This window comes from Pseudoxanthomonas sp. GW2 (assembly GCF_000283075.1).
In the GTDB taxonomy this organism is placed as follows: domain Bacteria; phylum Pseudomonadota; class Gammaproteobacteria; order Xanthomonadales; family Xanthomonadaceae; genus Pseudoxanthomonas.
On the sequence record NZ_ALIP01000015.1, the window covers coordinates 35,362 to 57,928 of the forward strand.

At 70.6% G+C, this 22,567-nt stretch carries 35 protein-coding genes; 20 read left to right on the forward strand and 15 right to left on the reverse strand.

Annotation, left to right across the window (positions count from 1 at the left end; all coding sequences use genetic code 11):
• Positions 1-85: 85 nt before the first annotated feature.
• From B351_RS0101230 to B351_RS0101290, 12 genes are all read right to left on the reverse strand, one after another.
• The gene (locus B351_RS0101230) at positions 86-2,098 is read right to left on the reverse strand and encodes a ParB/RepB/Spo0J family partition protein (RefSeq protein ID WP_019397238.1); all 2,013 of its coding nucleotides are present in this window, start codon (positions 2,096-2,098) and stop codon (positions 86-88) included.
• A gap of 7 nt (positions 2,099-2,105) precedes the next feature.
• Positions 2,106-2,432 carry a hypothetical protein gene (locus B351_RS17495; protein WP_156810391.1) on the reverse strand — a complete coding sequence of 109 codons (327 nt, stop codon included), beginning with the start codon at positions 2,430-2,432 and terminating at the stop codon, positions 2,106-2,108.
• A gap of 125 nt (positions 2,433-2,557) precedes the next feature.
• A complete protein-coding gene (locus tag B351_RS0101240; protein WP_019397240.1) occupies positions 2,558-2,794 on the reverse strand; it encodes a hypothetical protein in 237 nt (78 codons plus the stop codon).
• Positions 2,787-3,269: a hypothetical protein gene (locus B351_RS0101245; RefSeq protein WP_019397241.1), complete on the reverse strand. Its 483-nt coding sequence runs from the start codon at positions 3,267-3,269 to the stop codon at positions 2,787-2,789. Before B351_RS0101245 ends, B351_RS0101240 begins: the two co-directional genes overlap by 8 nt.
• Positions 3,266-3,535, reverse strand: coding sequence for a hypothetical protein (locus B351_RS0101250; RefSeq protein WP_019397242.1), 270 nt, complete (start codon positions 3,533-3,535; stop codon positions 3,266-3,268). Before B351_RS0101250 ends, B351_RS0101245 begins: the two co-directional genes overlap by 4 nt.
• Positions 3,532-3,822: a hypothetical protein gene (locus tag B351_RS0101255; protein ID WP_026010213.1), complete on the reverse strand. Its 291-nt coding sequence runs from the start codon at positions 3,820-3,822 to the stop codon at positions 3,532-3,534. The genes B351_RS0101250 and B351_RS0101255 overlap by 4 nt, the downstream gene beginning before the upstream one ends.
• 14 nt (positions 3,823-3,836) lie before the next feature.
• Complete coding sequence (locus B351_RS0101260) at positions 3,837-4,127, reverse strand: hypothetical protein (RefSeq protein ID WP_026010214.1); 291 nt, start codon at positions 4,125-4,127, stop codon at positions 3,837-3,839.
• The gene (locus B351_RS0101265; RefSeq protein ID WP_019397245.1) at positions 4,127-4,420 is read right to left on the reverse strand and encodes a hypothetical protein; all 294 of its coding nucleotides are present in this window, start codon (positions 4,418-4,420) and stop codon (positions 4,127-4,129) included. The genes B351_RS0101260 and B351_RS0101265 overlap by 1 nt, the downstream gene beginning before the upstream one ends.
• A complete protein-coding gene (locus B351_RS0101270) occupies positions 4,417-4,698 on the reverse strand; it encodes a hypothetical protein (RefSeq protein WP_019397246.1) in 282 nt (93 codons plus the stop codon). Before B351_RS0101270 ends, B351_RS0101265 begins: the two co-directional genes overlap by 4 nt.
• A gap of 109 nt (positions 4,699-4,807) precedes the next feature.
• A complete protein-coding gene (locus B351_RS0101280) occupies positions 4,808-4,993 on the reverse strand; it encodes a hypothetical protein (RefSeq protein ID WP_019397248.1) in 186 nt (61 codons plus the stop codon).
• The gene (locus tag B351_RS0101285) at positions 4,990-5,220 is read right to left on the reverse strand and encodes a hypothetical protein (protein ID WP_019397249.1); all 231 of its coding nucleotides are present in this window, start codon (positions 5,218-5,220) and stop codon (positions 4,990-4,992) included. The genes B351_RS0101280 and B351_RS0101285 overlap by 4 nt, the downstream gene beginning before the upstream one ends.
• Positions 5,217-5,708, reverse strand: coding sequence for a hypothetical protein (locus B351_RS0101290; protein ID WP_019397250.1), 492 nt, complete (start codon positions 5,706-5,708; stop codon positions 5,217-5,219). The genes B351_RS0101285 and B351_RS0101290 overlap by 4 nt, the downstream gene beginning before the upstream one ends.
• A gap of 233 nt (positions 5,709-5,941) precedes the next feature.
• Here B351_RS0101290 and B351_RS0101295 point away from each other — a divergent pair, with 233 nt between their 5' ends.
• The gene (locus tag B351_RS0101295; protein ID WP_019397251.1) at positions 5,942-6,271 is read left to right on the forward strand and encodes a hypothetical protein; all 330 of its coding nucleotides are present in this window, start codon (positions 5,942-5,944) and stop codon (positions 6,269-6,271) included.
• Between the two features lie 6 nt (positions 6,272-6,277).
• Here the strand turns inward: B351_RS0101295 and B351_RS0101300 are convergent, their stop codons facing one another.
• Both B351_RS0101300 and B351_RS0101305 read right to left on the reverse strand, forming a co-directional pair.
• Positions 6,278-6,646 (reverse strand): hypothetical protein, encoded by a 369-nt coding sequence (locus B351_RS0101300; protein ID WP_019397252.1) that lies wholly within the window; start codon positions 6,644-6,646, stop codon positions 6,278-6,280.
• A 17-nt stretch (positions 6,647-6,663) separates the two neighbouring features.
• The gene (locus tag B351_RS0101305) at positions 6,664-7,137 is read right to left on the reverse strand and encodes a helix-turn-helix domain-containing protein (RefSeq protein WP_019397253.1); all 474 of its coding nucleotides are present in this window, start codon (positions 7,135-7,137) and stop codon (positions 6,664-6,666) included.
• Positions 7,138-7,208: 71 nt separating this feature from the next.
• Here B351_RS0101305 and B351_RS15990 point away from each other — a divergent pair, with 71 nt between their 5' ends.
• Both B351_RS15990 and B351_RS15995 read left to right on the forward strand, forming a co-directional pair.
• On the forward strand, positions 7,209-7,445 hold the full coding sequence (locus B351_RS15990; RefSeq protein WP_019397254.1) for a hypothetical protein: 237 nt from the start codon (positions 7,209-7,211) through the stop codon (positions 7,443-7,445).
• Positions 7,435-7,644, forward strand: a complete 210-nt coding sequence (locus tag B351_RS15995) for a hypothetical protein (protein ID WP_019397255.1) — start codon at positions 7,435-7,437, stop codon at positions 7,642-7,644. Before B351_RS15990 ends, B351_RS15995 begins: the two co-directional genes overlap by 11 nt.
• A gap of 65 nt (positions 7,645-7,709) precedes the next feature.
• On the opposite strand, the gene B351_RS0101320 is transcribed toward B351_RS15995, so the two are convergent.
• Positions 7,710-8,018, reverse strand: a complete 309-nt coding sequence (locus tag B351_RS0101320; RefSeq protein ID WP_125077006.1) for a hypothetical protein — start codon at positions 8,016-8,018, stop codon at positions 7,710-7,712.
• Positions 8,019-8,243: 225 nt separating this feature from the next.
• Between B351_RS0101320 and B351_RS0101325 the strand changes: the two genes are divergently transcribed.
• From B351_RS0101325 to B351_RS0101405, 17 genes are all read left to right on the forward strand, one after another.
• Positions 8,244-8,714 (forward strand): phage regulatory CII family protein, encoded by a 471-nt coding sequence (locus tag B351_RS0101325; protein WP_019397257.1) that lies wholly within the window; start codon positions 8,244-8,246, stop codon positions 8,712-8,714.
• 69 nt (positions 8,715-8,783) lie between these two features.
• Positions 8,784-8,927, forward strand: a complete 144-nt coding sequence (locus B351_RS17500) for a hypothetical protein (protein WP_019397258.1) — start codon at positions 8,784-8,786, stop codon at positions 8,925-8,927.
• A 199-nt stretch (positions 8,928-9,126) separates the two neighbouring features.
• Positions 9,127-11,583 (forward strand): DUF5906 domain-containing protein, encoded by a 2,457-nt coding sequence (locus tag B351_RS0101335; RefSeq protein WP_019397259.1) that lies wholly within the window; start codon positions 9,127-9,129, stop codon positions 11,581-11,583.
• Positions 11,584-11,913: 330 nt separating this feature from the next.
• Entirely contained in the window at positions 11,914-12,525 is a 612-nt protein-coding gene (locus tag B351_RS0101340) for a hypothetical protein (RefSeq protein ID WP_019397260.1), read from the forward strand.
• A complete protein-coding gene (locus B351_RS0101345; RefSeq protein ID WP_019397261.1) occupies positions 12,522-14,486 on the forward strand; it encodes a phage terminase large subunit family protein in 1,965 nt (654 codons plus the stop codon). Before B351_RS0101340 ends, B351_RS0101345 begins: the two co-directional genes overlap by 4 nt.
• Before the next feature lie 12 nt (positions 14,487-14,498).
• Entirely contained in the window at positions 14,499-14,819 is a 321-nt protein-coding gene (locus B351_RS0101350) for a hypothetical protein (RefSeq protein WP_019397262.1), read from the forward strand.
• 58 nt (positions 14,820-14,877) lie between these two features.
• Positions 14,878-15,096: a hypothetical protein gene (locus B351_RS0101355; protein ID WP_019397263.1), complete on the forward strand. Its 219-nt coding sequence runs from the start codon at positions 14,878-14,880 to the stop codon at positions 15,094-15,096.
• Positions 15,097-15,125: 29 nt separating this feature from the next.
• Positions 15,126-16,697: a phage portal protein gene (locus B351_RS16000; RefSeq protein ID WP_019397264.1), complete on the forward strand. Its 1,572-nt coding sequence runs from the start codon at positions 15,126-15,128 to the stop codon at positions 16,695-16,697.
• On the forward strand, positions 16,694-19,015 hold the full coding sequence (locus B351_RS17060) for a ClpP-like prohead protease/major capsid protein fusion protein (protein WP_019397265.1): 2,322 nt from the start codon (positions 16,694-16,696) through the stop codon (positions 19,013-19,015). The genes B351_RS16000 and B351_RS17060 overlap by 4 nt, the downstream gene beginning before the upstream one ends.
• 93 nt (positions 19,016-19,108) lie before the next feature.
• Positions 19,109-19,471, forward strand: coding sequence for a DUF2190 family protein (locus B351_RS0101370; RefSeq protein WP_019397266.1), 363 nt, complete (start codon positions 19,109-19,111; stop codon positions 19,469-19,471).
• Between the two features lie 76 nt (positions 19,472-19,547).
• The gene (locus tag B351_RS0101375) at positions 19,548-20,126 is read left to right on the forward strand and encodes an N-acetylmuramidase family protein (RefSeq protein WP_019397267.1); all 579 of its coding nucleotides are present in this window, start codon (positions 19,548-19,550) and stop codon (positions 20,124-20,126) included.
• Positions 20,119-20,472 carry a hypothetical protein gene (locus B351_RS0101380; RefSeq protein ID WP_019397268.1) on the forward strand — a complete coding sequence of 118 codons (354 nt, stop codon included), beginning with the start codon at positions 20,119-20,121 and terminating at the stop codon, positions 20,470-20,472. The genes B351_RS0101375 and B351_RS0101380 overlap by 8 nt, the downstream gene beginning before the upstream one ends.
• 4 nt (positions 20,473-20,476) lie before the next feature.
• A complete protein-coding gene (locus tag B351_RS0101385; RefSeq protein ID WP_019397269.1) occupies positions 20,477-20,761 on the forward strand; it encodes a hypothetical protein in 285 nt (94 codons plus the stop codon).
• Positions 20,758-21,306, forward strand: coding sequence for a hypothetical protein (locus B351_RS0101390; protein WP_019397270.1), 549 nt, complete (start codon positions 20,758-20,760; stop codon positions 21,304-21,306). The genes B351_RS0101385 and B351_RS0101390 overlap by 4 nt, the downstream gene beginning before the upstream one ends.
• Positions 21,303-21,617, forward strand: a complete 315-nt coding sequence (locus tag B351_RS0101395) for a hypothetical protein (protein WP_019397271.1) — start codon at positions 21,303-21,305, stop codon at positions 21,615-21,617. The genes B351_RS0101390 and B351_RS0101395 overlap by 4 nt, the downstream gene beginning before the upstream one ends.
• Positions 21,610-22,050: a hypothetical protein gene (locus B351_RS0101400; RefSeq protein WP_019397272.1), complete on the forward strand. Its 441-nt coding sequence runs from the start codon at positions 21,610-21,612 to the stop codon at positions 22,048-22,050. The genes B351_RS0101395 and B351_RS0101400 overlap by 8 nt, the downstream gene beginning before the upstream one ends.
• On the forward strand, positions 22,047-22,567 hold a 521-nt coding region (locus tag B351_RS0101405), incomplete at its 3' end, for a hypothetical protein (protein WP_019397273.1). The genes B351_RS0101400 and B351_RS0101405, both read left to right, overlap by 4 nt.

Here is a 22,567-nt window from a genome sequence, read left to right on the forward strand (position 1 = left end):
GGCTCCTGCTTGGCCGCCACTGGGCCAAGGGCCGGCGCTGGGGGCGTGCCCAGCGGCATCCCGGTGAGAGGAGGGCGAGGGACGCTCATGCCTGGGTCGCCTTCTTCTTGGACGTCTTCTTCGCGCCCTTGGCGCCCGCCTTCCTGGTCGGCGCGATCTTCTTCTTCGCGGCGGCCTTCGTGGCCTTCTTCGGCGCCTTGTCCTTCACCGGCTTGGCTGCCTTTGCGGGCTTCTCTGCCTTGGCGACGTCGGCCGCGGCCTTCTTGCCGTAGCTGGGGCCGCGCAGCGGCTTCGGCAGCCAGCCGGTGCCGGCCAGCAGCTTGGCGGCGGTGGCCACGCGGTCGGCCTTCTTGAGGCCCCTCAGCTGCGCGGCAGCCTCCTTCCCGCGCGCCTCGATCACGGCCTCGGCGACCAGGTCGGCATGGATGCGGCCGAGGAAGTCGTCGGTGGTCGGATTCCAGTGGTCGGCCATGTTGTAGCCGGTGACGGCGTGGATCGCCGCCACGCCCTCATGCCCAGTCTCGCTGCCGGTGGTGCCGTTGAAGTGGGCGACCACGAGGGCAGCCTGCAGTTCAAGACGCCACGCATCGGTCTGCTGCAGCAGGAACTGCAGCGTGCCCTTCTTCGGCACCTGGTCAATGATCTGCAGGCGTGCGGCGATCGCAGCGCGCAGCGCCTCGTGGATCTCGGCGCTGCCGTCCTGCAGGTGGTTGACTCCCGCAAGGCTGAGCGAGAGGCCGTTGTTGCCGAAGCGGTCCAGGCAGTGCGAGTTCAGCATCTGCTCCAGCAGCACGCAGTGGGCAAGCGTGGGGTCTTTGGCAAGCTGCGCCGCTGCGGCCGCGCTGCGGTGCACGGAGAGGGTGCGGCGCACGGCCTCGGACAGATCGGGCTTGCGGGTCCGTGCATCGGCGGCGCTGGGCGCCTGCGGGTCGCCCTTGATCTTGCCGGACTTCGCTACGCTCTGGCCCGGCCGCAGCCGGCCGTCGCAGATCTCCAGCGTCCCGCCATGACCCACGGTGAGCAGGACGCCGGCGACGGCCTTGATGGAGGCCGGCCACACGGCCCTGGCGCTATCCTCGATCTCGTCGCGCTCGATCGTGAGGTTGTCGTACTCGGCGTCGAGGTCTTCGCGCTCGCCAGCGGACAACGTGCTGTCGTCGATGGCATCGATCTCGCGGAGTCGCGCGTCGATCGCCTCGATGCGTTCCGCGTGCGCCGGGTCGGAGTACTCCCGGTCATCCGGCTGCGGAAGCTGCGGGTATTGGGCCTTGACGTCGTATGAGAGGTCGAGCACGGGTTCCGCCCACGACCAGCCAGCGGCCCTCAGCTTCTCGGCTTCCGCCTCCAGCTTGTCCATCGCCAGCTTGTCCACCAGCGCCGGGTCGGCGAGCCATGCCTGCGTGCTGAAGAGGTCCTGGACCACTTCACCGCCTGCCGCGCGGTACGCCTCGATGCCAACGAAGCGTGCGAGCCGCGAGTTGCTGGGCACCTTCTCGCGCATGATGAACTCGCGCAGGCTGCGGGCGCCGCGGTTCCAGGGATCGAGGGCGGAGTACCACGCCTGGCGCTGAAGCTCGTGGTTGTCGGTCGTCGCCAGCGCCTGCAGCTGTTCCAGGTTCATCTCGTCGTCGCGGTACATCTGCAGGAACTCGGGGCGCACCCGGGCCAGGCGCAGGCGCTGGCGGACGAAGATCTCGGTGACGCCGAAGCGCGCGGCCACCTCGGTGATGGAGCGGCCCGCGTCGACGAGCGCCTTGAACGCTTCGAACTGATCGGCTGGGTGCATGGCCTCGCGGATCGTGTTCTCGGCGAGGCTGGCTTCGCCGGCGACATCGGCCGGCACCACCTGACACGGCACGGCCGCGAGGGCTTCCGGCAGCCGACCGTCCTGATCGAGCAGCTGCAGGGCGCGGAGGCGGCGACCGCCGGCCTCGACCTCGTACAGGCCGTCGTTGGCCGCGGTCACGACGAGGTTCTGGAGCAGGCCCTCGGCCGCGATGCTGGCGGCGAGTTCGTCGATCGCCTGGCCACCGGTCTTGCGGGCGTTGCGGGGTGAGATGCGCAGCTGCGCCAGCGGGATGTGCTGGATGTTGGCCATGGGCGGGCTACTCCGTGTCGGTCTGGTTGACGGGGGTGAACACGCCCGCTTCGGCGGCAGCCTGGGCGTAGGGGATGACGCGTAGGCCGCCGTGGTCGGAGCGCCCGCGGAGGTCGACGCTGGTGAGGATCAGCGTGTCGGTGGCCACGCCCGGCGGCAGGGCGAAGGGGTTCTGGTCGTCGAGGATCCTGGCCAGGCCGAAGTGCCTGGCGATCGACACCGCGTTGAGCGTCTTCCCGCACCCGGCTGGGCCGAAGACGATGATGGACTCGTGCATGGTGGTCGGTTCCTTCGCCGCCGCGGCGCGGCTGGCGTTGTGGAGACGGATCCGCATCAGCAGGTCCGTCGGGCAAAGGTGGTCGGGCAGGTCGTGCAGGGCGCGCTCGGCTTCCTGGAGGAGGCGGTCGGCGCGGCGGAGGCGGCGGTGCAGCTGGCGAACCGGCCGGTCGGGCCGTTCCGTCATGCGGGCGCCGCGCTCGCTCGTCGGCGGCCGGCCTTTCGGTTGCGCTGGGCCAGCTGGTGCGCGAACTCACGGAAGTCGCGGTCCTCGCGCAGCTCGGTGTTCCCGGTCAGCACCTCGATGGTGTTGCCGCGCTGGCGGAACGCCTCGACATCGGCGGCCAGGCGCTGCCGCTCGGCCTCCTTGGCGGCGATGCTGGTGGCGTGGATGGAGACGGGGGTGGGGCGGTCAGACATGGGGCTGCTCCAGCTCATTGCAGTACTGCGCCTTGCGCCCTTCGCCGCAGCGGACCAGGGAGAGGCAGTACTCGTCGGATACGTGGGTGTTGCCGGCCTGCAGGGCGTACTGCCCGTTGCGCCAGGCGGCGGCGAGGGTGATGTCGTGCTGCTCCATCAGCCGGTAGATGCGCTGCCCGATCTCGCCGCTGAAATCCGGCGTGACGGTGCGGCGGGTGCGGTGCGACTCGATCAGCACCTCGTAGCCGTCGGCGGTCTGCACGTACACCTGGCCGCGCTTGCCCTTCCACACGACCCACAGCGTGGCGCCGCGCTTCAACAGCAGGGCGTCCAGGTCGTTGAGGAAGTCGCGGGCGAAGAGCGCGGCGGCAGCGCGCTCGATCAGCGCGTGCTTGCCACTCCGGCGCGGCCGCGCCTTGGCGCGACGGGCGCGGTAGCGCGCGCGGGCGGCGTCGAGCTGGGCTTGCAGGCTCATGCGATCGCCCGCCCGTGCACGTGGTACAGCAGGTCCAGCAGCTCGCGGGGCGCGTTCTGCATGCGGCGCAGCGCGGCCTCGGCCTGGTCCACGATGCCGCGCAGGCGGCTATCGTCGCCGTCGCCGGCGCCCAGGCCGCTGGGCAGCACGCCGCAGGCGGCCGCCAGCTCGGCCACCTCGCCTGCGGACAGCTCGCTGACGATCTCGTCGATGTCGACGTCGACGTAGGTGTCGACGGGGATGCTGATGCGGCGGCGCAGGCTCATGCTGCACCCGCCTTCGCCTTCTCCGCGGCGACCAGCTGCTCCGCCGCGGCGATGCCGCGGGCGTTGAGCGTGATGGTGGTGGGGAACTCGGGCTCGTCCAGCGTGACCAGCCCGGCCTCGTCCAGGCGGTTGATCGTGCGGCGGGTGAACGCCTGGTACTGCACCGGTCCGCTCTTGCGGATAGTGCTGTCGTACGCGATGTAGCCACCGGGGCCGCGCTTGAGGGTGCGGCTGGGCGTGTTGTACGCGGCCACCACCGCGGCGCGCATCATCGGTTGCAGGTGCATGCGGGTTGCTCCAGTCAGGCCGCCAGCGCCGCGGCAGCGAACTGCTCGCGGGCACGGCGGAGTTGGGACAGGGGGATGCGGTAGGCGCCGCTCGGGTCGGTCCAGCGGGATTCGGCGATGGCGCGGCTGGGGTGCGGCACGGTGGCCACCTGGCAGCGGCAGCACTCGATGTGCCACGTGACCGGCACGGCGCCACCCAGGCGGTGGCTGGCCGGGGCGCCGTGGGTGCGCACCAGGTGCGGGTGGTGGCCCGGCACGGCGCAGCCGGGAATCGATGCGGGTAGCGGCTCGGCAACCTGGTACATCAGGCCACCTCGCTGCGGTAGATGGCCGACTCGCTGACCAGGTCGGCGTTGCCGCGCAGGATGCCGTCGTTGGCCGCCGCGGCCTGGTGGACCAGCTCGGCCTCGTTCATGGCGCGGATCGCCACCACGCAGTCGCCCATCTCGTCGATGCAGGCCTGCTTGATGTCGTGCCACATGGCCGCCTCGATCGGCAGGCCGGCGAGGTCGGCGATCCGCTGCCGGCGCCAAGCCAGTTCGTGTGCCATCTGCGCGGCGGTCGCCCGCTCCAGGGGCGTGGCTTCAAGCTCGCTCATCGGGTTACCTCGGTGGTGATGCGCACGCCCCGGCGCTCGAGCCACAGGACGGCGCGGCGCAGGTGGGTGCGGTGGTGGAAGCGGAAGGCCTGGCCGCCGACCAGCAGCTGGTTGCCGCGGGTGCGGACGCCGGTACGCCGGGCGGCCACGCCGATCTCCAGCGGGGCCCTGGCCTCGGCCTTCGGGTACAGGCCGGCCCAGACGATGTGCCGCTGCGCCTGCAGGCACAGCACGGCGGCGCCGCGGCCGGTGGGGATATGGGTCAGGGCCAGGCTCACCAGCGGGCCCTCCAGTGCGGACGCGGGAGGTCGCGGGAGCCGCGGACCAAGGCGATGACGGCCAGCACCAGCACCACGTAGCCGGCGGCCAGGCATGCGTGCAGGTAGCTCATGGCGCCTCCGGAGTGGCGGCCTGGCGAGCACTGGCCACGTACTCGCTGGCGGCGCGGCGCACCGTGGCGTCCAGCGACTCACCGCGCACGCGGGCGATGACCACCAGTGCGTCGTACAGATCGGTCGGCAGGCGGACGCGCACGCGCGTCTTGAGGCGGCGGGAGCGGGTGGACTCGGTCACGCCGCACCGCCCGCCCAGCCGCTGGCCGGGTAGTCGCGCAGGGTGCTGTTGGCCAGCGCCACGGCGGCGCCGCTGGAGCGCCCGGCCCGCATTTCCTCCAGCAGGGTCTGCAGGGCCAGCCTGCGCCGCTCCGGCGTGCAACCCAGCTGGCGGGCGCGCTGGCGCACGGCGTCCAGCCCCGCGTGGAACCGGCGCACGTCCGAGGGGAGGTGGACGACGGTGCTCACCGGCGGTCCTCCACAGCGGCGTCGTTGGAGCGCAGCCAGTCGCACACGCGGCTGGCGATGTCCACCGACAGGTTGACGGAGGCGTCGCCGAACAGCAGGCAGTCGTCCTCCATGCGCAGCACGGGAGCGCCGGATCGACCCATGGCGACCACGGTGCGGCCAGCCGCGCGCAGGTAGGCAAAGGCGCCCCAGGGCGAAGTCGACACCATCAACTCCAGGCCATTGGGCATCTGGAATCGGGTGCTGGCGAACCGCCCGCCCTGGCGCGCCTCCTGGCTGAGCGCCGCGGCATCGGCCTCGCGAGCGGCGCTGTGGCGCTTCAGGCGCACAGCGCGGCGCTCCAGGCAGCGGTGGTTCTCGCCGCCGCTGTGTTGGCGCAGGGCCTCGGCGTGGGTGTGGTCGGCGCGGCTGCTGGCGTGCAGGCAGCGAGTGGCCGCATGCGGCAGGGGTTCGTGCTCGAGGGGCTGGTGGCCGCTGGTGTCGAACATGGCGCTCTCCTGGTGGAAGGAGGGCGCCGGCGGGTCACGCTGGCCTGGGGAGGGGCCGTCAACCGGTCAGGGGATGGACCGGCGGCGCCCCGCCGGTCGCCCGCCAGCCGGGGGAGTGGCTGGCGGAGGAACCTTAAGCGGCCTTAAGCGAGGAAGTCAAGCGCCCTTAAGTTTGGACCCCGGAGGGCGGCTTGGATACGCTTTCCGCTGGTCGGGGCACGGGGGAGGACGCTATGCGGATGGCACTGGTGGCGGCGCTGGTATGCGCTCTAGCGGGTTGCGTAACGATGGAAGGGGGCGCCGCCTTCGACGCGGGGGCCGCCGCGCGCTTCGAGCCAGGTGTGGCCACGCGCGCGCAGGTGGAAGCTGCGCTGGGCCCGGCCGCCAGCATCACCCAGGCTGCAGATGGCTCCACGGTCCTGGCCTACTCGCACATCGTGAGCAAGGCGAACGGCTTCACGGGGAAGGCAGCTGCCCAGGGGCACAGCGCGGTGTTCGTGTTCGACCGCGCTGGCGTGCTCGTCAGGAAAAACATCAGTAGCCCTACCGCGACGACGCGGTAAGCCCGCTCAGCGGGCGGCAGGCATGTCGGGCGGGTCGCAGCCGTCCTGGACGCAGTTCTCCAGCATGACCATGCGGCTATGGAGTGCGTCGAGCTGCTCATCGCTCAGGCAGCGGATGCTGGCTGCCCCGAAGCGATCCAGTTGGTGCTGGAGGTCTTGGATCCACCCGTAGGTGCAGGCGATGCGGTTGATGTTGCGGACCTTGCGCGCGTAGTCGCTGTCCTCTACGGGGGGCAGCGGGTCGTTGGCCGCGTAGTGCTGATAGCGGCGCCATGCATCCACTTCCAGGTCACTCGGAGGCGCTTGCATGGCCACGGATTCCTGGATGATCTGGCGCAGCCGGGTGACCCGCGCCTGCAGGTCGACATCGTGCATTCAACTCCCCCTTGCGGCTAGGCCGCAGCTGACACGACGAAGCGCAGCACCTTCGCCTTCGGCAGTCCCTCCTGCAGGAGCTCCATCGCCAGCATCGCCAGTTCGGCCCGCTTGGAGGGTGGCAACGTGCGGCCGCGCTCGCGGAGTGCGTCGTCTGCCTCGGTTGCCAGCTGAATCGCCAGCGTGAGGGTCTCGCGTTTCAATTCCTGCGACCCGTACTCGGCGCCCGGCTCGTGAACCTTTGCCGCCTTTGGCGCTTCGCCAGTCAGGAGGTACTGGGGGTCGATCTCCAGCGCGTTGGCGATGTTGAACAACTGCATGGCCTTCACGTGGGCCAGCTGCACGTTGTCGTTGAGCCAATTGCTGATCGTGGCCTCGGTGGTCTTGGCCCGGCGGGCCAGTTCGGCCGCGTGCATCGACCGTTCGGCCATCCGGTGCGCCAAGCGCTGCCCGAGAGTCGTGGGGGCGGGGGTGGGGTGGGGCATAGCCATAAGGCAGCTTAAGTTTTGCGGCCTCACGCGGGCTTGACTCCGGCCTTAAGCGTTCTTAAGCTCCGGGGCCCATGACCCAGATCACGAAGCGCCAACTCCGGGAGGCCCTTGGTCCCAAGACCAGGGACGTGACCATTGCGTCGTTCTTCGGCATCACGCAGGCGGCGGTGTCCCAGTGGGGGGAGGACGACCCGATCCCCGAAATGCGGGCGCTGCAGGCCATCCAGAAGCGGCCGGACCTCTTCGGGCCGAATGCCCGAGCCGCCGCGAACGCGCCAGCCCACGAGGGGGATTCCCATGCCGCATAGCCGCCGGTCACGGGCCCGCACGGTCGTCCCTCTGGACCCGCGCCTGGGCAACAGCGAGGTCGCCGTCCTGCTGGAGGCGCCGCGTCTGGAAGGCGAGGAAGTCGAAGACCTGGTGCTGACCAGCGACCAGTGGGCCGCGCTTCTCGCCGCCCGCCGCCGCGCCGGCCGGCCGCTGCACTTCGTGGAGGTCCCAGCCTGATGGACCTGCAGCGCACGTTCCCCAGTGGCGTCCTGGCGCTTTCGTATCAGCCCGCGGTGGCTGCGTCAGTGCGACTGGTGCTGGCCAAGGCCCTCCTTCAGGAGGAACTCCCGCAGACTGGTCGCGTCGGTCGCGGTCATGGTGAAGGCCAGCCAGCCGATGCCCTCGTTGCGGAGCCAGAACCGGAGGCCGCCGTTGGCTAGCTTCCGGATGGCGAACTTCGTCTCGTCCTGCACCAGGATGTCCCGCGGGTGCATTTCCGTCGGCGGGCTCAACGGCACCGCCGGCCCCGTCGCGGCGCGGGCCTGTGCCAGCTGCCCGATGATCTCTTCCAGCTCGGTGGCGGAGAACTCGCCCTCGAGGCTGATGCGCACTTTCCCCTGTTCCATGCCGGTCCCCGGTAGTGGTGGTGTGGTCGCACGCCCATCCTACCGGCAGGCCGGCGCCCAGCGGGCCGAAGAAGATGGCGGCGACCTCCTCGGTGCCGCGGCGCACGTCGACCCGGCGCAGGACGCCGAGGGCAGGGCGGGGTGTGGTCGTTTCCATGTGCCGAGCGTGCACGCCGTCCGCGCGCAGCACCACGTTCGCGGAGGTGCCCGGTGAACGTTGCCGACGCGGTTCGTGCCGTGGTGCGCGACTACCCCGGCGGGGCGGAGGCGCTCGCCGTGCGCCTGGGCATGCCGGGTGCGGTCCTGCGCAGCAAGATCAACACCCGGTGCACCACGCACCACCTGCGCCTCGACGAGGCGGTGGCCATCTCCGAGCTGACCGGCGATCCCCGGATCCTGCGTGCCTTCGCCGCGGAGACGGGGCGCATCGTGCTGGACGCGCCGTGCGAAGCGGACGGCGAGCCCAGCGACATGGCGGTGCTGGAACTGGTCGCCGCGGTGTGGGCCGGCCACGGCGAGCTGGGCGGGGTGATCCACCGCGCCCTGGCGGACGGCGTGCTCACCGCCGCCGAGTACGAGCTGATCAAGGAAGCCACGGCCAACACGCAGACCCGGCTCGCTTCGCTGCTGCGGCGCCTGGCTGGGATGGTCGAGCCGGTGCAGCCCGGGGTGGAGGCTTGATCCGCCATGCCCAGGGACACGCGCTGGATGTATCCACGCCCGCGTCCCACCCCGGCCGCGCTACGGGCAATGGCTGCCATCGCCGAGGCGCTCGATTCGCCGCCGGCCAATCGGTCGTCGGAAGACATGCTCGCCGAGCTCGAGGCGCGGCGACTCCAGGACGAAGCGCGGCGCTCCGCGCAGGGTGTGTTCCGTTTCGAGGGCACCGGCTGACCATGCAACTCGGGCAGGGGAATCCCCGCACCCCTGGGGTAGAGGGATGTGGGACGGCGGCGGCGGCAGGGAGCGTTTCAGTAACCCTGCGTCGTCGCGGGGCATGGCCCCACCGGGCATGGGTCCTCCCTGGGCAGGGCGGCATGCGGGTAGCACGGCCGCAATCCCCGGGTAGTCAGTGGGCCGCGGGGTTACTGAAATGATCGCGTCCAACCACGACGACGTCCTGCGCCAGCTGCTCGACGCCGGCCTGATCATCCCGCCGGGCGAGGGCCTGCGCGTCGGCACCCCGAAGCCTGTGCGCGTTCGCGTCCAGGACGGCGGCCGCGAGAAGCGCGGGTGGTACCTGCTCAAGGAGTGGAGCCCGAACGTCGACCGGCTGCTGATCGTCGGTAGCTACGGCATCTGGCGCGGCAACGACAACGGCGCGCAGAAGATCGCGCTGCCGAAGGACGACACCGGCCGCATCACGGACGAGCAGCGGGCGGCGATGAAGCGCGTGTGGCAGGAGGCGAACCGCCTTGCCGAGCAGCAGCGCCGCGCCGAGGCGGAGGCCGCGGCGGCGCACGCGGCGCGCGTGTGGGATCGGCTGCAGCGCGACGGCGACTCGCCGTACCTTGCCGCCAAGGGCGTGGGCGCCTACGACGTGCGCTTCACGGAGCACGGCACCGCGGTCGTCCCGCTGACCGACACCGCCGGCAAGATCCACGGCCTGCAGTTCCTGCGCACGCCCGCCCAGGCGAAGCAGGGCAAGCGGCCGGTGAAGGAGTTCTGGCCGGCCGGCCTGGCCAAGAAGGGGCACTTCCACCTGTTGGGCCACCAGCCGCACTGGATCGTCCTGGTCGCGGAGGGCTACGCCACCGCGGCCAGCCTGCACGCGGCCACCGGCTACCCCGTGGCGTGTGCCTTCGACGCTGGCAACCTGGCGCCGGTGGCCGAGGCCCTGCGCAAGCGGTTCAAGCGCGCGAAGATCCTGATCTGCGCCGACGACGACACGCTGGGCAAGTGCAAGAACCCGGAGTGCCGTGCGCGCATCGTCCTGCCGCTGCACCCGAAGGATTGCCCGGAGTGCGGCCACCCGCACGGCTACCGCAACAGCGGTGTCGAAGGCGCCAGTGCCGCGGCGATCGCCGTTGGCGGCGAGTGGATCCTGCCGCGGTTCTCCGCGGAGGACGACCGCCAGGCGCGGTGGCTCGAGGACGGCCGCAAGCTCACCGACTTCAACGACCTCCACGCCGTGGAGGGCCTGGCCGCCGTGGGCGCCCAGGTCACCGCCCGCCTCTCGGAGCTCCGTTGGGCGGCACCGGCGCTGCGCGCCGTTTCCTCCTCCACATCAGGGGGGCGGGGCGCGCCGCTGCGGCCGCTGCAAAGCGTCGACGAACTGCTGAAGCGCTACGCGCTCGTGTACGGCGGCAACGGCGCCGTGTTCGATCGGCAGGAACACTGCCTGCTGCCGCTGGGCGACGTGCGCAACGCCTGCATCCGGCAGGACGTGCACAAGGCCTGGATGGAACACCCGGACCGGGTGCTGGTGCGACAGTCGGAGGTCGGCTTCGACCCGGCCGGCGAGGATCCCAACATCACCTGCAACCTGTGGGGCGGCTGGCCGTCGGAGCCGAAGCCCGGCAAGTGCGATCGCATCCTCGGCCTGCTGGAGTACATGTGCAGCGGCGAGAAGAACAGCCGCGAGCTCTACACCTGGATCCTGAAGTGGTGCGCGTACCCGATCCAGCACCCGGGCGCCAAGATGAAGACGACCGTGGTCGTCCACGGTGGCCAAGGCCTCGGCAAGAACCTGTTCTTCGAAGCCGTGATGGCCATCTACGGACCGTACGGCCGGATCCTCGACCAGGACGCGCTGGTCGACAAGCACAACGACTGGGCCAGCCGCAAGCTGTTCCTGATCGCCGACGAGGTGGTGGCCAGCGCGCATCGCTTCGAACACAAGAACAAGCTCAAGACTTTGATCACCGGCACGATGATCCGCATCAACCCGAAGCACATCGCCGCGTATGACGAGGCCAACCACTGCAACCTGGTCTTCCTGTCGAACGAATCGATGCCGGTGGTGCTCGAGGAAGACGACCGCCGGCACTGCGTGCTGTGGATGGCCCAGCCCAAGCCCGAGGAGTACTACAAGGCCGTGGCGCAGGAAATGCGCGAGGGCGGCATCGCCGCGCTGCATGACTACCTGCTGCACCTGGACCTCGGCGACTTCAACCCGCACACCAAGCCACCGGCGTCGGAGGCAAAGCGCGACCTGACCGCGCTGGCCCAGGACAGCCCGGTGGACTTCATCGATGCGCTGGTCGAGGGCGACCTGGCGCCGCTGCGCAACCAGCCGGGCCTGACCATGGACTGGTTCCGCGTCTACCAGCACTGGTGCGTGAAGACTGGCGTGAAGCCGGCCTCCATGAAGCGCTTCGTCGACACGATCAAGCGCCGGCGCTCGATCGCCGCGTCCCGTGAGCGCTACCGGTGGATGGCCAGCATCGCCAACCCGGCCTCGGTGCTCCTGTTCGGCTTCCAGCCGCCGGAGGGCCAGTCCATGTCGACCTGGCTGGGCGAAAGCATCGAGAAGATGAAGGAGGCGATGTACGCCTACCTCAACGGCGCGCAACCCGGCGCCAACGAGGACTTCGGGGGTGATCCATGACCCGGTGTGCGGGATGTGCGGCATCGTGGGCGGGATCGTGTGCGGGCACGAAGCCTTGTGCCGCAAGGCTTGTGCGGGATGTGCGGGGTTATCGCGCGCCCGCGTGCGTGCGAGGGAACGGCCCTGCACCCGTGAGCGCGCCCGCGCGCGCACACGTGGACACACCCCGCACATGCCGCACATCCCGCACAGACGCAGGCGCGGCGCGGGTTTCCGCGTGCCGCATCCCGCACACGACCCCGCACGCGATCCCGCACAGCGCCGCTTCGCGTGCGCGCGCACCCATCTTCAGTTCAAGCCATCGGAAAAAAGGGGAGGGGAAGGTTTCGCATGGTTGAGCCGCAGCCCGCACCGGAGACCCTGGGCCTGCGCGAGTTCGCGGACCTCCTGGGGGTATCTCCCTCCTACGTCACCCAGCTCAAGCGCGAGGGCCGCCTGGTGCTGACGGAGGACGGCAAGCGCGTCCGGGTCGCCGAGTCGCAGCGCCTGATCGCCGACACCCGCAGCCCGACCAAGGCCGGCGTCGCTGCGCGCCACGCGGCCGCGCGCGGCGCCACCGTGCCCGGAGGCGGCGAGGAGGGCGAGGATGGCGAAGGCGGCGCGGGCACCGCGTCCGGTGCCCGCTCGGCGATCGAGGAAGCGCTCTCCACTCGCCGTGCCCGCGCCCAGGCCGAGCGCGAGGAGGCGCTGGCCCGCAAGGCCCTGCGCGACGAGCAGATCGAGCTCGGGCAGCTGGTCCCGGCCGACCAGGTGGCCGAGGTCGTGGCCGATGCCACTACCGCCCTGCGCACGGCCCTGGAGAATCTCCCCGCCACGATCGCGCCGCAGTTGGCCGCCGAGCCGGACGAGGACCGGGTGCGCGTCATGCTGTCGGACGCCCTCGAGCACATGCTGGAGGACCTGGCCCGCCGCTTCGCCTCCATCGGGAAGCCCAAGGCATGAACGCTGCCGCACCGAACGCCGCCGGCTACGCCGACGCCCGCACCATCGTCGCCCAGGCGATCGCCCGCGCGATCGCGCCGCGCAAGCCGATGCGCGTAAGCGAGTGGGCCGAGCGCCATCGCGTGCTCTCGCAAAAGGGCAGCTCCACGCCCGGCCGCTGGCGCAACGACCGCAACCCGCTGCAGGTCGAGCCGATGGACTGCTTCTCCGCGCGCAGCCCGGTGCACGACGTCGTCTGCCTGTTCCCCATCCAGTTCGGCAAGTCGGAGCTGGAGTCGAACATCCTCGGCTACAGCATGTGCGAGAACCCGGGGCCGATCATGGTCGCGCTGCCGGGCGAGGTCTCCCTGAACAAGTGGGTGGACCAGAAGCTCAACCCGATGCTGGAGGAGACGCCGGCGATCCAGCGCGTGCTCACCAGTGTGGCCAGCAGGGAGTCGAGCAACCGCCGCTTCTTCAAGGACTTCCTCGGCGGCCAGCTGTACATCGAGCACGCCGGCAACCCGACCCGCCTGAAGTCCACCTCGGTGAAGCTGCTTCTGGTCGACGAGTTCTCCTCCTTCGCCAACCAGCTGCGCGGCGGCGACGACCCGGATGCCATGCTCGATGGTCGCACCTCGGCGTTCCCAACCGGTTACAAGCGCCTCAAGGTGGGCACGCCGGACACCCTCGGCACCTGCCGCCTGACCATGCTCTGGGACAAGTCGGACCAGCGCCAGTGGCACGTGCCGTGCCCGCACTGCGGCCACGAGCAGCCGCTGGAGTGGTCCGGCCTGCAGTGGACGCCGGACGCGACGCACTGCTGGTACTGCTGCCGCGAGTGCGGCGGCGTGATCGAGGAACACCAGAAGCCGCAGATGATCGCCGCTGGCCGCTGGGTGCCGGCGCACCCGGAGCGCAAGATCCGCGGCTACCGCGCCAACTGCCTGTACTACCCGCTGGGCCTCGGCCCGCGCTGGCTGGACCTGGTGCACATGTGGCGCGACGCCCAGGCGGATCCGGCCAAGCTCAAGACGTTCGTCAACGACCGCTTGGCCGAAGCCTGGGAAGACCCGGCGATGCGCGCGGTGAAGCACAACCTGGTCGCCGACCGCGCTGAGCCGGTGCCGCTGCGGCCGGTGCCTAACTGGGTGCTGGCGGTCACCGCCGGCATCGACACCCAGGACAACCGCCTGGCGGTGCACATCCTTGGCTGGGGCCGCGGCATGGTGTGCTGGCCGATCGACTACGTGGAGCTCCCCGGCGACCCGGCCAACGACGAGGTGTGGGCGGCGCTGGTGGACCTGCTGAGCCGCCCGATCGAGCGCGCCGACGGTGCGGTGCTGCGCGTGGAGGCCAGCGCCCAGGACATGCTCGGCCACCGCACCGAGGCGGTGAAAGCCTTCGTTCGCTCGCGCCGGCTGCGCCGCCACGTGGCCATCTTCGGCGCCACCGCGAACAACGCCCCGCCGCTGGGCAAACCGCGCCTGCACGACATCAACTGGCGCGGCCAGCTGGACAAGCGGGGCGTGCACGCCTACCCGGTGGGCACGGTGGCCATCAAGCACATGCTCTACGGCTGGCTGTCTTCCGATGCCGACAAGGAACTGGAGGACCGCCGCCTGCGCTTCTCCAACCAGCTGGACGACAGCTACTTCGGCGGCCTCACCAGCGAGACCTACAACCCCACCCGCAACCGCTTCGAGAAGCGCCGCAACGCCCCGCGCAACGAACCGCTGGACACCTGGGTCTACGCCTACGCGGCCGCGCTGCACCCCGAGCTGCGCCTCCACCGCTGGACCCACGCCCAGTGGGACGCCCGGGCCGCGCAGCTGCTGGCCCAGATCGACCGGCGGCCTCTGGATTCCCGTGAAACACGGCCCGATCCGCCCCCGCCGGTTCCCGCGCGCCCGGCGCACCTGGATTCCCGTGGAACACACCACCGCCCGCGCCGCCGCGGCGCGGTCATCGACCCGACCTGACGGAGCCCGACCATGGCCGATGACGCCAAAGCCGATGAATACCTAGACCAGCTGCGCACCGGCTTTGCCGAGCGCATCCGCGACGCGGTGCGCGACCTCCCGGCGCACCAGGCCCTGCAGTTGGCCGACGCTCTCTGCGCCGTCCAGCTCGACCTGCTGGCCGGCATGCGTGTGACCTACCGGGCCAAGCCTGCGGTGGATGCCGCCCAGGTCACGGAGGATTGGCGCCGCGGGCTCACGGTGTCCGAGATCATGCGGAAGCATGGGATCACGAAACCGACGGCCTACAAGTACCACCCGAATCGGGCAAAGATCAGCCGCCGCGCGGGCTGAAGATAGTTAACGATTTCTCCGTGACCTTTAACTCGGTCATGGATAGCTTTCCGCGTCCATGTCGACCACACAACAGCGACTGGACGCCTACCTGGATGCCGAAGCCCGCGTGCTCGCGGGCCAGAGCGTCCGCCTCGGCGACCGCCAGGTCACCCTCGCGGACCTGTCGGAGATCCGCAAGGGCATCGCCCAGCTCCGCAGTGAGCTGGCGGCCGCGCAGGTCACGGGGCCAGCCCGCGGCAGTCTGCGTTACCGGACGGCGGTGTTCGACCGATGAGCAAGGATCGCTCCCACTCCCTCGTCCGCATGTCCGCGCTCGACCGCGGCATCGCCGTGTTCGCCCCGCGCTATGCCGCGCGGCGCATGTTCGCCCGCTCGGTGCTGGCCTGCTACGAAGGCGGGCGCAGCACCAAGCGGCGCAAGAAGTCCACGAACAACAGCACGGGCGAGCGGCTGGTCGTCCGCGACGCCGCTACCGTCCGCGCGACGGTGCGCGACCTGGAGCGCAACTACGACCTGGTCGACGGCGCGCTGTCCTCGCTGGTCCGCAACATCATCGGCCCCAACGGCATCAGCATCGAGCCGACGCCGCGCAATGGCACCTCCGGCGAGCAGTTCGACGACATCGACGACGACTTCGCGCGGGACCTGCTGAACGAGTTCCGCGAGTGGTCGCGGGCGCCGGAAGTCACCCGCACGCTGAACTGGGTACAGGCCCAGGAACTGGCCTGCCGGTCCTGGCTGCGCGACGGCGAGATGTTCACCCAGCTGGTGGAAGGCAACGCGCAATGGATCCGCCACGCATCCGGCGTCCCGCTCTCGCTGGAACTGCTCGAGGCGGATGTCGTGCCGCTCGATCACGAGCGCACCAGCCCGAACATTCAGGCCGGCATCGAGCGCAACGAGTGGGGCCAGCCGATCGCCTACTGGTGCTACCGCCACCACCCGGGCAACAGCCTCGGCTTCATCGAGAACGACCTCAAGCGCGTGCCGGCCGAGCGGATGCTCCACGTGGCCGTGCGCCGCCGCCTGTCCGGCCTGCGCGGCATCAGCCTGTTCGCCTCGGCCATCGACCGGCTGCTGGACATCAAGGACTACGAGGAAAGCGAGCGCATCGCCGCCCGCATCGCCGCGCGGATGGCCTGGTACATCAAGCGCGACAAGGACATGGATGGCTGGACGCCGCCTGTCGACGAGGCCGGGCAGGCGGTGGAGCGCGACTTCACCCTGGAGGCGGGGGCGATCTTCACCGATACCGCGCCCGGTGAAGCGATCGAGATGATCAACGCCAACCGGCCGAACACCGCGCTGGAGCAGTTCCGGCGCGCCATGCTGCGCGCGGTTTCGCGCGCCATCGGTCTGAGCTACTCCACGCTGGGCGGCGACTACGACGGCACCTACAGCGCCCAGCGCCAGGAGCTGGTGGAGGCGTACGACGGCTACCGGATGATGACCGCCACCTTCGTGGCGCGCTTCGTTCAGCCCATCTGGGAGCGCTTCGTCCATCTCGCCATCGCGTCCGGCCGGGTCAAGGTGCCCCCGCACATCAACCCGGCCACCGTGGCCCAGGCCGTTTTCCGCGGCCCCCGCATGCCGTGGATCGACCCGAAGAAGGAGGCCGATGGCCTCCGTGCGCTGCACGAGTCGCGAGTGCAGTCGGTGACGCGCTCCATCGCTGAGCGCGGCGACCGGATGCAGGACACCTTCGAGGAGATCGCCCGCGAGCGCCGCCTGGCGGCCGAGCTGGGCTTCTCCCTCGACACCGGCAATTCCGCCGGCGCGGCCGAGCCCGCCGATCCCGAGACCACGCCCGCGAGCCAGGCCCGGCAGCGGGAAGCCCGCATGCGCCTGGTGCGCACCTCCGGAGACATCCCGTGAAGAAGACCCTCCTGGCAACCGCCGTTCTGGCCTCGCCGGCGTCCCCGCCGCAGGCCGCGCCGCGCGGGCCGCAGCGCCCGCACATCGAGCCGCTGATGCAGCTGCGTCCGGTCAGCGAGGGCGGCGACGCCTACGAACTGCTGATCTACGGCGAAATCGGCGACAGCTGGTGGGGCGAGTCGGTCACCGCCCAGTCGGTCGCCCAGCAGCTCAACCAGCTGGACGCGTCGGTGGCCACCATCAACGTGCGCATCAACAGCTACGGCGGCAGCGTCGCCGATGGCCTGGCCATCTACAACGCGCTCAAGCGGCACAAGGCGACCAAGGCCGTCACCGTCGACGGCGTGGCCATGTCCAGCGCCTCGCTGATCGCCATGGCTGGCGACACCGTGACCATGCCGCCCACGTCGATCCTGATGATCCATGCCCCGTGGGGCGGCTGCTACGGCAATGCGAAGGAGATGCGCCAGTACGCCGACTTGCTGGACACCTTCAGCGAGTCCATGGCCGACGCCTACATGCGCAAGTCGGGCAAGAGCCGCGAGGACGTGCTCGCCCTGCTGCAGGACGGCGAGGACCACTACTACACCGGCGAGGAAGCCGTCGCCGAGGGCTTCGCCGATGCCGTCGGCAGTGACGACGACGACCAGGGCGAGCCGGACGAGAACGCTCGCGCCTACGCCAGCCTGCTGCTGGACCGCATCAGCGCCCGCGGCGCTCCGGCGCGCTATGCGGGCCTCGCCGTGGCCGCCGCCCTGCGCGGCGCACCGCGCAAGCCCGCTGCCGCCCAGCCTGCAGCGCCCATTGCCTCGTCGTCGCTCACCGTGACCGTGGATGCCAGTGCGGCTGCCGCTGCGCTGCGTGACGCGCTCACGCCCCCGAATCCGCCGGCCGCCACGGCCGCGAACACCCCGCCGGCGGATGCCGGTAATCCTTCCGGAGATACCCCGATGAACCTGACCGAAGAGCAGAAGAAGGCCCTGGCCCAGCGCCGTGGCGCCATCCGCGCGGCGTTCGCGCCGTTCCTGGCTCGCACCGACCTCAACGTCGAACAGCTGCGCGCGTTGCAGGACGAGTGCCTGGACAACGACGACGTGACCCCGGATGCGGCCGGCCAGCGCCTGCTGCAGTTCCTGGGCCAGCAGCAGGACGCCACTCCGACCGGCGGCCCGCGCGCCGAGCCGGGCCGCCAGGACGAGGTGGCCACCTACCGCGAGGGCGCCATCCAGGCCGTGCTGAACCGCCACGACCCGGGCAAGAACAAGCTGGACGAGAAGTCGAAGGACTTCCGCGGCATGACCCTGATGGACATGGCCCGCGACTCCGTCGAGCGCGCCGGCCGCCGCACCCGCGGCATGTCGCGCAACGAGATCGCGGTGCTGGCGCTGCAGTCCACCAGCGACTTCCCGTACATCCTCGAGAACGTCATCACCAAGACGCTGCGCGCCGGCTACGAGCGCACCCAGCGGACCTTCGTGCCGTGGACCCGCCAGGCCACCCTGCCGGACTTCAAGGAAGTCAGTCGCGTCCAGCTATCCGGCGCGCCGAACCTGAAGCGCGTGGTCGAGGGCGGCGAGTACGAGTACGGCCAGCTGGGCGACTCGGCCGAGAAGTACCGCGTGCAGAAGTATGGCCGCATCGTCCACATCACCTGGGAAACCATCATCAACGATGACCTGGATGCGCTGACCCGCATCCCGACCCTGTTCGGCTCCAGCGCGGCCGACCTGGAATCGGACATCGTCTACGGGATCCTCAACGGCAACCCGAAGATGGCCGACAACGTCGACCTCTTCCACTCCAGCCACGGCAACCTCGCCAGCGCGGGCGTCGCGCTGATCGACGCCGTCAACCCCGACCCGAGCGTGGCCAATCCGCTGGCGGCCATGCGTGCGGCGATGCTGCTGCAGAAGGGCATTGAGGGCCGCTACATCACCGTGCGCCCGCGCTTCCTGCTGGTTCCGCCGGAGCTGGAGGAGGCCGCGCTCAAGGTCACCAACGCCGCCATCGTGGCCGCCCGTGGCAACGACGCCAATGTGCTCGGCCCCTCGCTGGTGCCGATCGTGGAGCCGCGCCTGCACGACGGCAGCGCCACCGCGTGGTACGGCGTCGCCGACCCGAACCAGGTCGACACCATCGAGTACGCCTACCTGGAAGGCAACGAGGGCGTGTTCACCGAGACCAAGGCCGGCTTCGAGGTCGATGGCCTGCAGGTGAAGTGCCGCCACGTGTTCGGCGCCAAGGCCATCGATCACCGCGGCCTCTACAAGAACCCGGGCAGCGCCTCGCCGTCTCCGTACCCGGGCACCGGCGACTAAGGCGGTCGTCACTTCCGTCGCGCTCCGCAGGGAGCGCGGCGGCTTCCTTCCTGATCGTCGGGCCTTGGGCCCCTGAGCTCTCGGAGAGCACACATGAAAAACGCGCACAGCACCGCCGCCACCATCACCGTGCCGGCCCCTTCCGGCGGCGTAGTCGCCGGCGTTCCCTTCATCCTGGGCACGATCCTGGCGATCCCGGTGACCAGCGCCGCGGAAGGAGTGCCGGTGGCCGTCCAGATCGAGGGCGCCTTCACCCTGCCCAAGCTGTCCTCGGCGGTCATCCCCGCCGGCGCCAAGGTGCACTGGGACGTGTCGGCCGGGGAAGTGATCGTCGCTTCCACCGCCACCGGCGACCTGGAGAGCTTCGGCATCGCCATCGAGGCGGCGGGCAACGGGACCACCACCGTGGCCGTGAAGCTGATTCCGGGCCTCGGCACGGTCAAGTCCGCCGGCTAGGCCTCGGCCGCCGCCGCACGCATAGGCCCGAGTGGCGCGTGCGGCGGCGGGCCTTCACCCATCAGCAGGATCCACGATGACCAAGCCCACGATCACCACTGCCGACTACCAGCGCGCCGCCGCGTCGCTGGGCGTCGACGTGGCCACGGTGCGCGCGGTCACCGAGGTGGAGGCCCGGGGCACGGGCTTCCTGGACTCCGGCGAGCCGGTGATCCTGTTCGAGCGGCACGTGTTCCACCGGCTGACCAGCGGGTTCTACAGCGCCATGCACCCGGACATCAGCAACGCCACGCCGGGCGGCTACGGGCCGTTGTCTCAGCAGCACGCCCGCCTGCAGAAGGCCGCCGCGCTGGACCGCGAGATGGCGCTGCAGTCCGCCAGCTGGGGGCTATTCCAGATCATGGGCTTCAACCACGCCGCCGCCGGCCACCTGACGTTGCAGGGCTTCATCAACGCCATGTACCGCAGCGAGGGCGACCACCTGGACGCCTTCGTGGCATTCGTCCGTAGCGAGCCGGCCATGCACCGCGCCCTGAAGGCGCGCAACTGGGCGGATTTCGCCCGCCGCTACAACGGCCCGGCCTATGCCGCCAATCGCTACGACACGCGGCTGGCCGCCGCGTATGCACGACACAAGGGGACCAGCCATGCGTGACGACTCCATCGCCCTCGGCAGCCAGGCGGTAGCCACCGCCGGCGCCGCCGCCGTCACGTTCGGCCTCACCTGGTGGGCCGTCGCCGCCGCCATCGTCGGCGCCGTCGCCGCGCTGCACTTCGAGCCGGAGTACGTGCCGGCCCGCGTTCCGCGCCTGATTTTCGGCATCTTCGCCACCGGCGTGGCAGCCGCGCTGGTGGCGGTGGCCGCTCCGCATTTCCCCGGCTTCAACTGGTCCGGCGAGATCCCCATCGAAGTTCGCGCCGGCCTGCTGGGCCTGTCCATCCGCTACCTGTTCGAGTGGGGCAAGCGGCTGACCGGCGCCACCCGGAAGGTGGAGGGCTGAGCCCATGATCCTGACGCCCCTGTTCCTCGTGTGCGCGGTGGCCACATCGCTGGCGTCGCTGGCCACCATGCTCATGACGCCGCGGCCATGCCGCGCCCTGGACCACGTGCAGCAACTGGCCCGGCTTGGCGTGTTCGCCGCCGGGCTGTGCTCGGCCTCCCGCGTGCTCATGGATGGCGCCGGTGTCACTTGGGAGCGCGCCCTCCTCATGGCCTCCCTGGCGGCGCTCTACACCGTGCAGATGCAACAGGAGATCCGTCGCCACCGCCGCCAGGGCGCCGTCGCATGATCCCGCTGCCCGCCAACGCCACCGCACGCCTGCTGCTGCAGTTCGCCGCTCTCGCCGCGCTGCTGGCCGCCATCTGGTGGGCCGCCATCCTGCCGCGCCAGCAGCTGGCCAATGAGCGCCTCGCCCATGCCACGACCCGCGCCACCCATGCCCAGGTACTCGCCGACCTGGCCGAGGCCACGGCGAAGGTCGCGCGAAAGGCGGCCGCGGCCCGCGTCACCTATGCCGAGGCCAAGGCCAAGGCCGAATCCGACTACAACAAGGGGGTCGCCGATGCGTACGAGCGTGGTCGCGCTGCTGCTGCTGGGATTGCTGCCGGCACTGTCCGCGTGCGGGCAGTCTGGCGTGACTGTCCGGCAGCCGCTGCCGGGCCGGGCACCGAACCTGCTGGAAGGCCTGCCGACGTCTCTGCAGACCGAGGCGGAGCTATCGGCCGAGTTCTTGGAATCGGGGGCGAAGCCGACGCCGCCTACGCCCGCGCCATCGACCGACTGAGGGCCGCCCAGCAGCTGGTGGACGCCTGCCATGAGGAGCCGGCGCGATGAGCTTCGACGACGACTTCGCCGCACACGCACTGCCGGCGCTGTATGCCCAGTTCGGCACCGATGCCACGGTGACTCGCGGCGCCGCCGCAGCGGTGCCGGTTCGCATCATCGTCGATCGTGGCCAGGAGTCCATCGGCGAGCACGGGCGCGTCTACGGCCTGATCGACACGGTGTCCTTCCAGGTGGCCGAGTGGGAGCCCGTACCCGGCGACGTGGTCAGCTGGACCGACCACCTGGGCAGCCACACCAAGACCGTCGAAGCGCCGCTGTCGAACGATGGCCTGGAAGCGAAGGTAGTCGTCCATGGCTGAGGAAGCGATCGCCCAGAAGATCGTCAACCAGCTCAAGACCGAGCTGGCGCGCGTGCGGGTGGCCAACGGGTTCCACACCGACTTCGGCGCCGACGTCCGCACCGAACTGTCCGAGACCCCGATCCCGGCCGCGGCGCGCTGCACCGTGGTCCTGCTGGGCCTTCAGGCTGCCGAGGACAACGTGGTGGCGGTGGAGGGCGTGATCGAGATCGCGCTGCCGTCGGGGCAGGCCAATGCCATGGCGACGATCTACCGTGGCGCCGACGACATCGAGCGCCTGCTGGCCGAGATGGGCGCCCGGCAGCTCGCCGGCAGCGTCGCCGCGTCCGGCGCGCTGCCGCCGGCGTATCGCGCAACCTCGTTCATCCCCCGCCCGGACGGCCTGCCGTTCGTCGCGGCCGAGATCACCTTCACCACGGGGTACCGCCGGTGAGCGTCACTGCCGCCCAACTCCAGCGCCCCAAGAGCCGCGGCGGCCAGCTGCAGGGTGTCGGCTTCGACATCCATGGTTTCGACCAGGCGCGAAACGCGCCGGCCGAGCTGCTCAGCCGCCTGCCGTGGTTCCAGGAGCGCGCCGTGCAGTCGCTGTACCGGGCGCTGCCTGTGGAGGCGCGCCGCGACATCCAGGGCGAGTTCAACATCCGCGCCGGGCGCGTGCGCGAGCACATGGCCATCCGCTACCTGCGCCCCGATGGCGCCCGCCTCGGCGGCGTGCGCCTGTTCGGCCAGTGGAAGCGCGGCATCGGCCTGATGCAGTACCCCGGTACCCGGCAGACCCGGAAGGGCGTCACCTACAGCGTGTACCGCGGCGTGCGCAAGCTCGAGCAGGGCGCGTTCATTGCGCGCCTGCTTGCGGGCCGGCAGGGCGGCGTGAACCAGCACGTGGTGCACCGCTACGGCCCGAAGGTCGAGATGCAGGCCGGCCGCTACAAGGGCAAGAAGCGCCAGCG

Excerpts from the sequence above, each read along its gene's own strand:
- B351_RS0101230 (WP_019397238.1), bottom strand. The coding sequence starts at position 2,098 with ATGGCCAACATCCAGCACATCCCGCTGGCGCAGCTGCGCATCTCACCC.
- B351_RS17495 (WP_156810391.1), bottom strand. The coding sequence starts at position 2,432 with ATGCGGATCCGTCTCCACAACGCCAGCCGCGCCGCGGCGGCGAAGGAA.
- B351_RS0101240 (WP_019397240.1), bottom strand. The coding sequence starts at position 2,794 with ATGTCTGACCGCCCCACCCCCGTCTCCATCCACGCCACCAGCATCGCC.
- B351_RS0101245 (WP_019397241.1), bottom strand. The coding sequence starts at position 3,269 with ATGAGCCTGCAAGCCCAGCTCGACGCCGCCCGCGCGCGCTACCGCGCC.
- B351_RS0101250 (WP_019397242.1), bottom strand. The coding sequence starts at position 3,535 with ATGAGCCTGCGCCGCCGCATCAGCATCCCCGTCGACACCTACGTCGAC.
- B351_RS0101255 (WP_026010213.1), bottom strand. The coding sequence starts at position 3,822 with ATGCACCTGCAACCGATGATGCGCGCCGCGGTGGTGGCCGCGTACAAC.
- B351_RS0101260 (WP_026010214.1), bottom strand. The coding sequence starts at position 4,127 with ATGTACCAGGTTGCCGAGCCGCTACCCGCATCGATTCCCGGCTGCGCC.
- B351_RS0101265 (WP_019397245.1), bottom strand. The coding sequence starts at position 4,420 with ATGAGCGAGCTTGAAGCCACGCCCCTGGAGCGGGCGACCGCCGCGCAG.
- B351_RS0101290 (WP_019397250.1), bottom strand. The coding sequence starts at position 5,708 with ATGTTCGACACCAGCGGCCACCAGCCCCTCGAGCACGAACCCCTGCCG.
- B351_RS0101295 (WP_019397251.1), top strand. The coding sequence starts at position 5,942 with ATGCGGATGGCACTGGTGGCGGCGCTGGTATGCGCTCTAGCGGGTTGC.
- B351_RS0101300 (WP_019397252.1), bottom strand. The coding sequence starts at position 6,646 with ATGCACGATGTCGACCTGCAGGCGCGGGTCACCCGGCTGCGCCAGATC.
- B351_RS0101305 (WP_019397253.1), bottom strand. The coding sequence starts at position 7,137 with ATGGCTATGCCCCACCCCACCCCCGCCCCCACGACTCTCGGGCAGCGC.
- B351_RS15990 (WP_019397254.1), top strand. The coding sequence starts at position 7,209 with ATGACCCAGATCACGAAGCGCCAACTCCGGGAGGCCCTTGGTCCCAAG.
- B351_RS15995 (WP_019397255.1), top strand. The coding sequence starts at position 7,435 with ATGCCGCATAGCCGCCGGTCACGGGCCCGCACGGTCGTCCCTCTGGAC.
- B351_RS17500 (WP_019397258.1), top strand. The coding sequence starts at position 8,784 with ATGGCTGCCATCGCCGAGGCGCTCGATTCGCCGCCGGCCAATCGGTCG.
- B351_RS0101335 (WP_019397259.1), top strand. The coding sequence starts at position 9,127 with ATGATCGCGTCCAACCACGACGACGTCCTGCGCCAGCTGCTCGACGCC.
- B351_RS0101340 (WP_019397260.1), top strand. The coding sequence starts at position 11,914 with ATGGTTGAGCCGCAGCCCGCACCGGAGACCCTGGGCCTGCGCGAGTTC.
- B351_RS0101345 (WP_019397261.1), top strand. The coding sequence starts at position 12,522 with ATGAACGCTGCCGCACCGAACGCCGCCGGCTACGCCGACGCCCGCACC.
- B351_RS0101350 (WP_019397262.1), top strand. The coding sequence starts at position 14,499 with ATGGCCGATGACGCCAAAGCCGATGAATACCTAGACCAGCTGCGCACC.
- B351_RS0101355 (WP_019397263.1), top strand. The coding sequence starts at position 14,878 with ATGTCGACCACACAACAGCGACTGGACGCCTACCTGGATGCCGAAGCC.
- B351_RS16000 (WP_019397264.1), top strand. The coding sequence starts at position 15,126 with ATGTCCGCGCTCGACCGCGGCATCGCCGTGTTCGCCCCGCGCTATGCC.
- B351_RS0101370 (WP_019397266.1), top strand. The coding sequence starts at position 19,109 with ATGAAAAACGCGCACAGCACCGCCGCCACCATCACCGTGCCGGCCCCT.
- B351_RS0101375 (WP_019397267.1), top strand. The coding sequence starts at position 19,548 with ATGACCAAGCCCACGATCACCACTGCCGACTACCAGCGCGCCGCCGCG.
- B351_RS0101380 (WP_019397268.1), top strand. The coding sequence starts at position 20,119 with ATGCGTGACGACTCCATCGCCCTCGGCAGCCAGGCGGTAGCCACCGCC.
- B351_RS0101385 (WP_019397269.1), top strand. The coding sequence starts at position 20,477 with ATGATCCTGACGCCCCTGTTCCTCGTGTGCGCGGTGGCCACATCGCTG.
- B351_RS0101390 (WP_019397270.1), top strand. The coding sequence starts at position 20,758 with ATGATCCCGCTGCCCGCCAACGCCACCGCACGCCTGCTGCTGCAGTTC.
- B351_RS0101395 (WP_019397271.1), top strand. The coding sequence starts at position 21,303 with ATGAGCTTCGACGACGACTTCGCCGCACACGCACTGCCGGCGCTGTAT.
- B351_RS0101400 (WP_019397272.1), top strand. The coding sequence starts at position 21,610 with ATGGCTGAGGAAGCGATCGCCCAGAAGATCGTCAACCAGCTCAAGACC.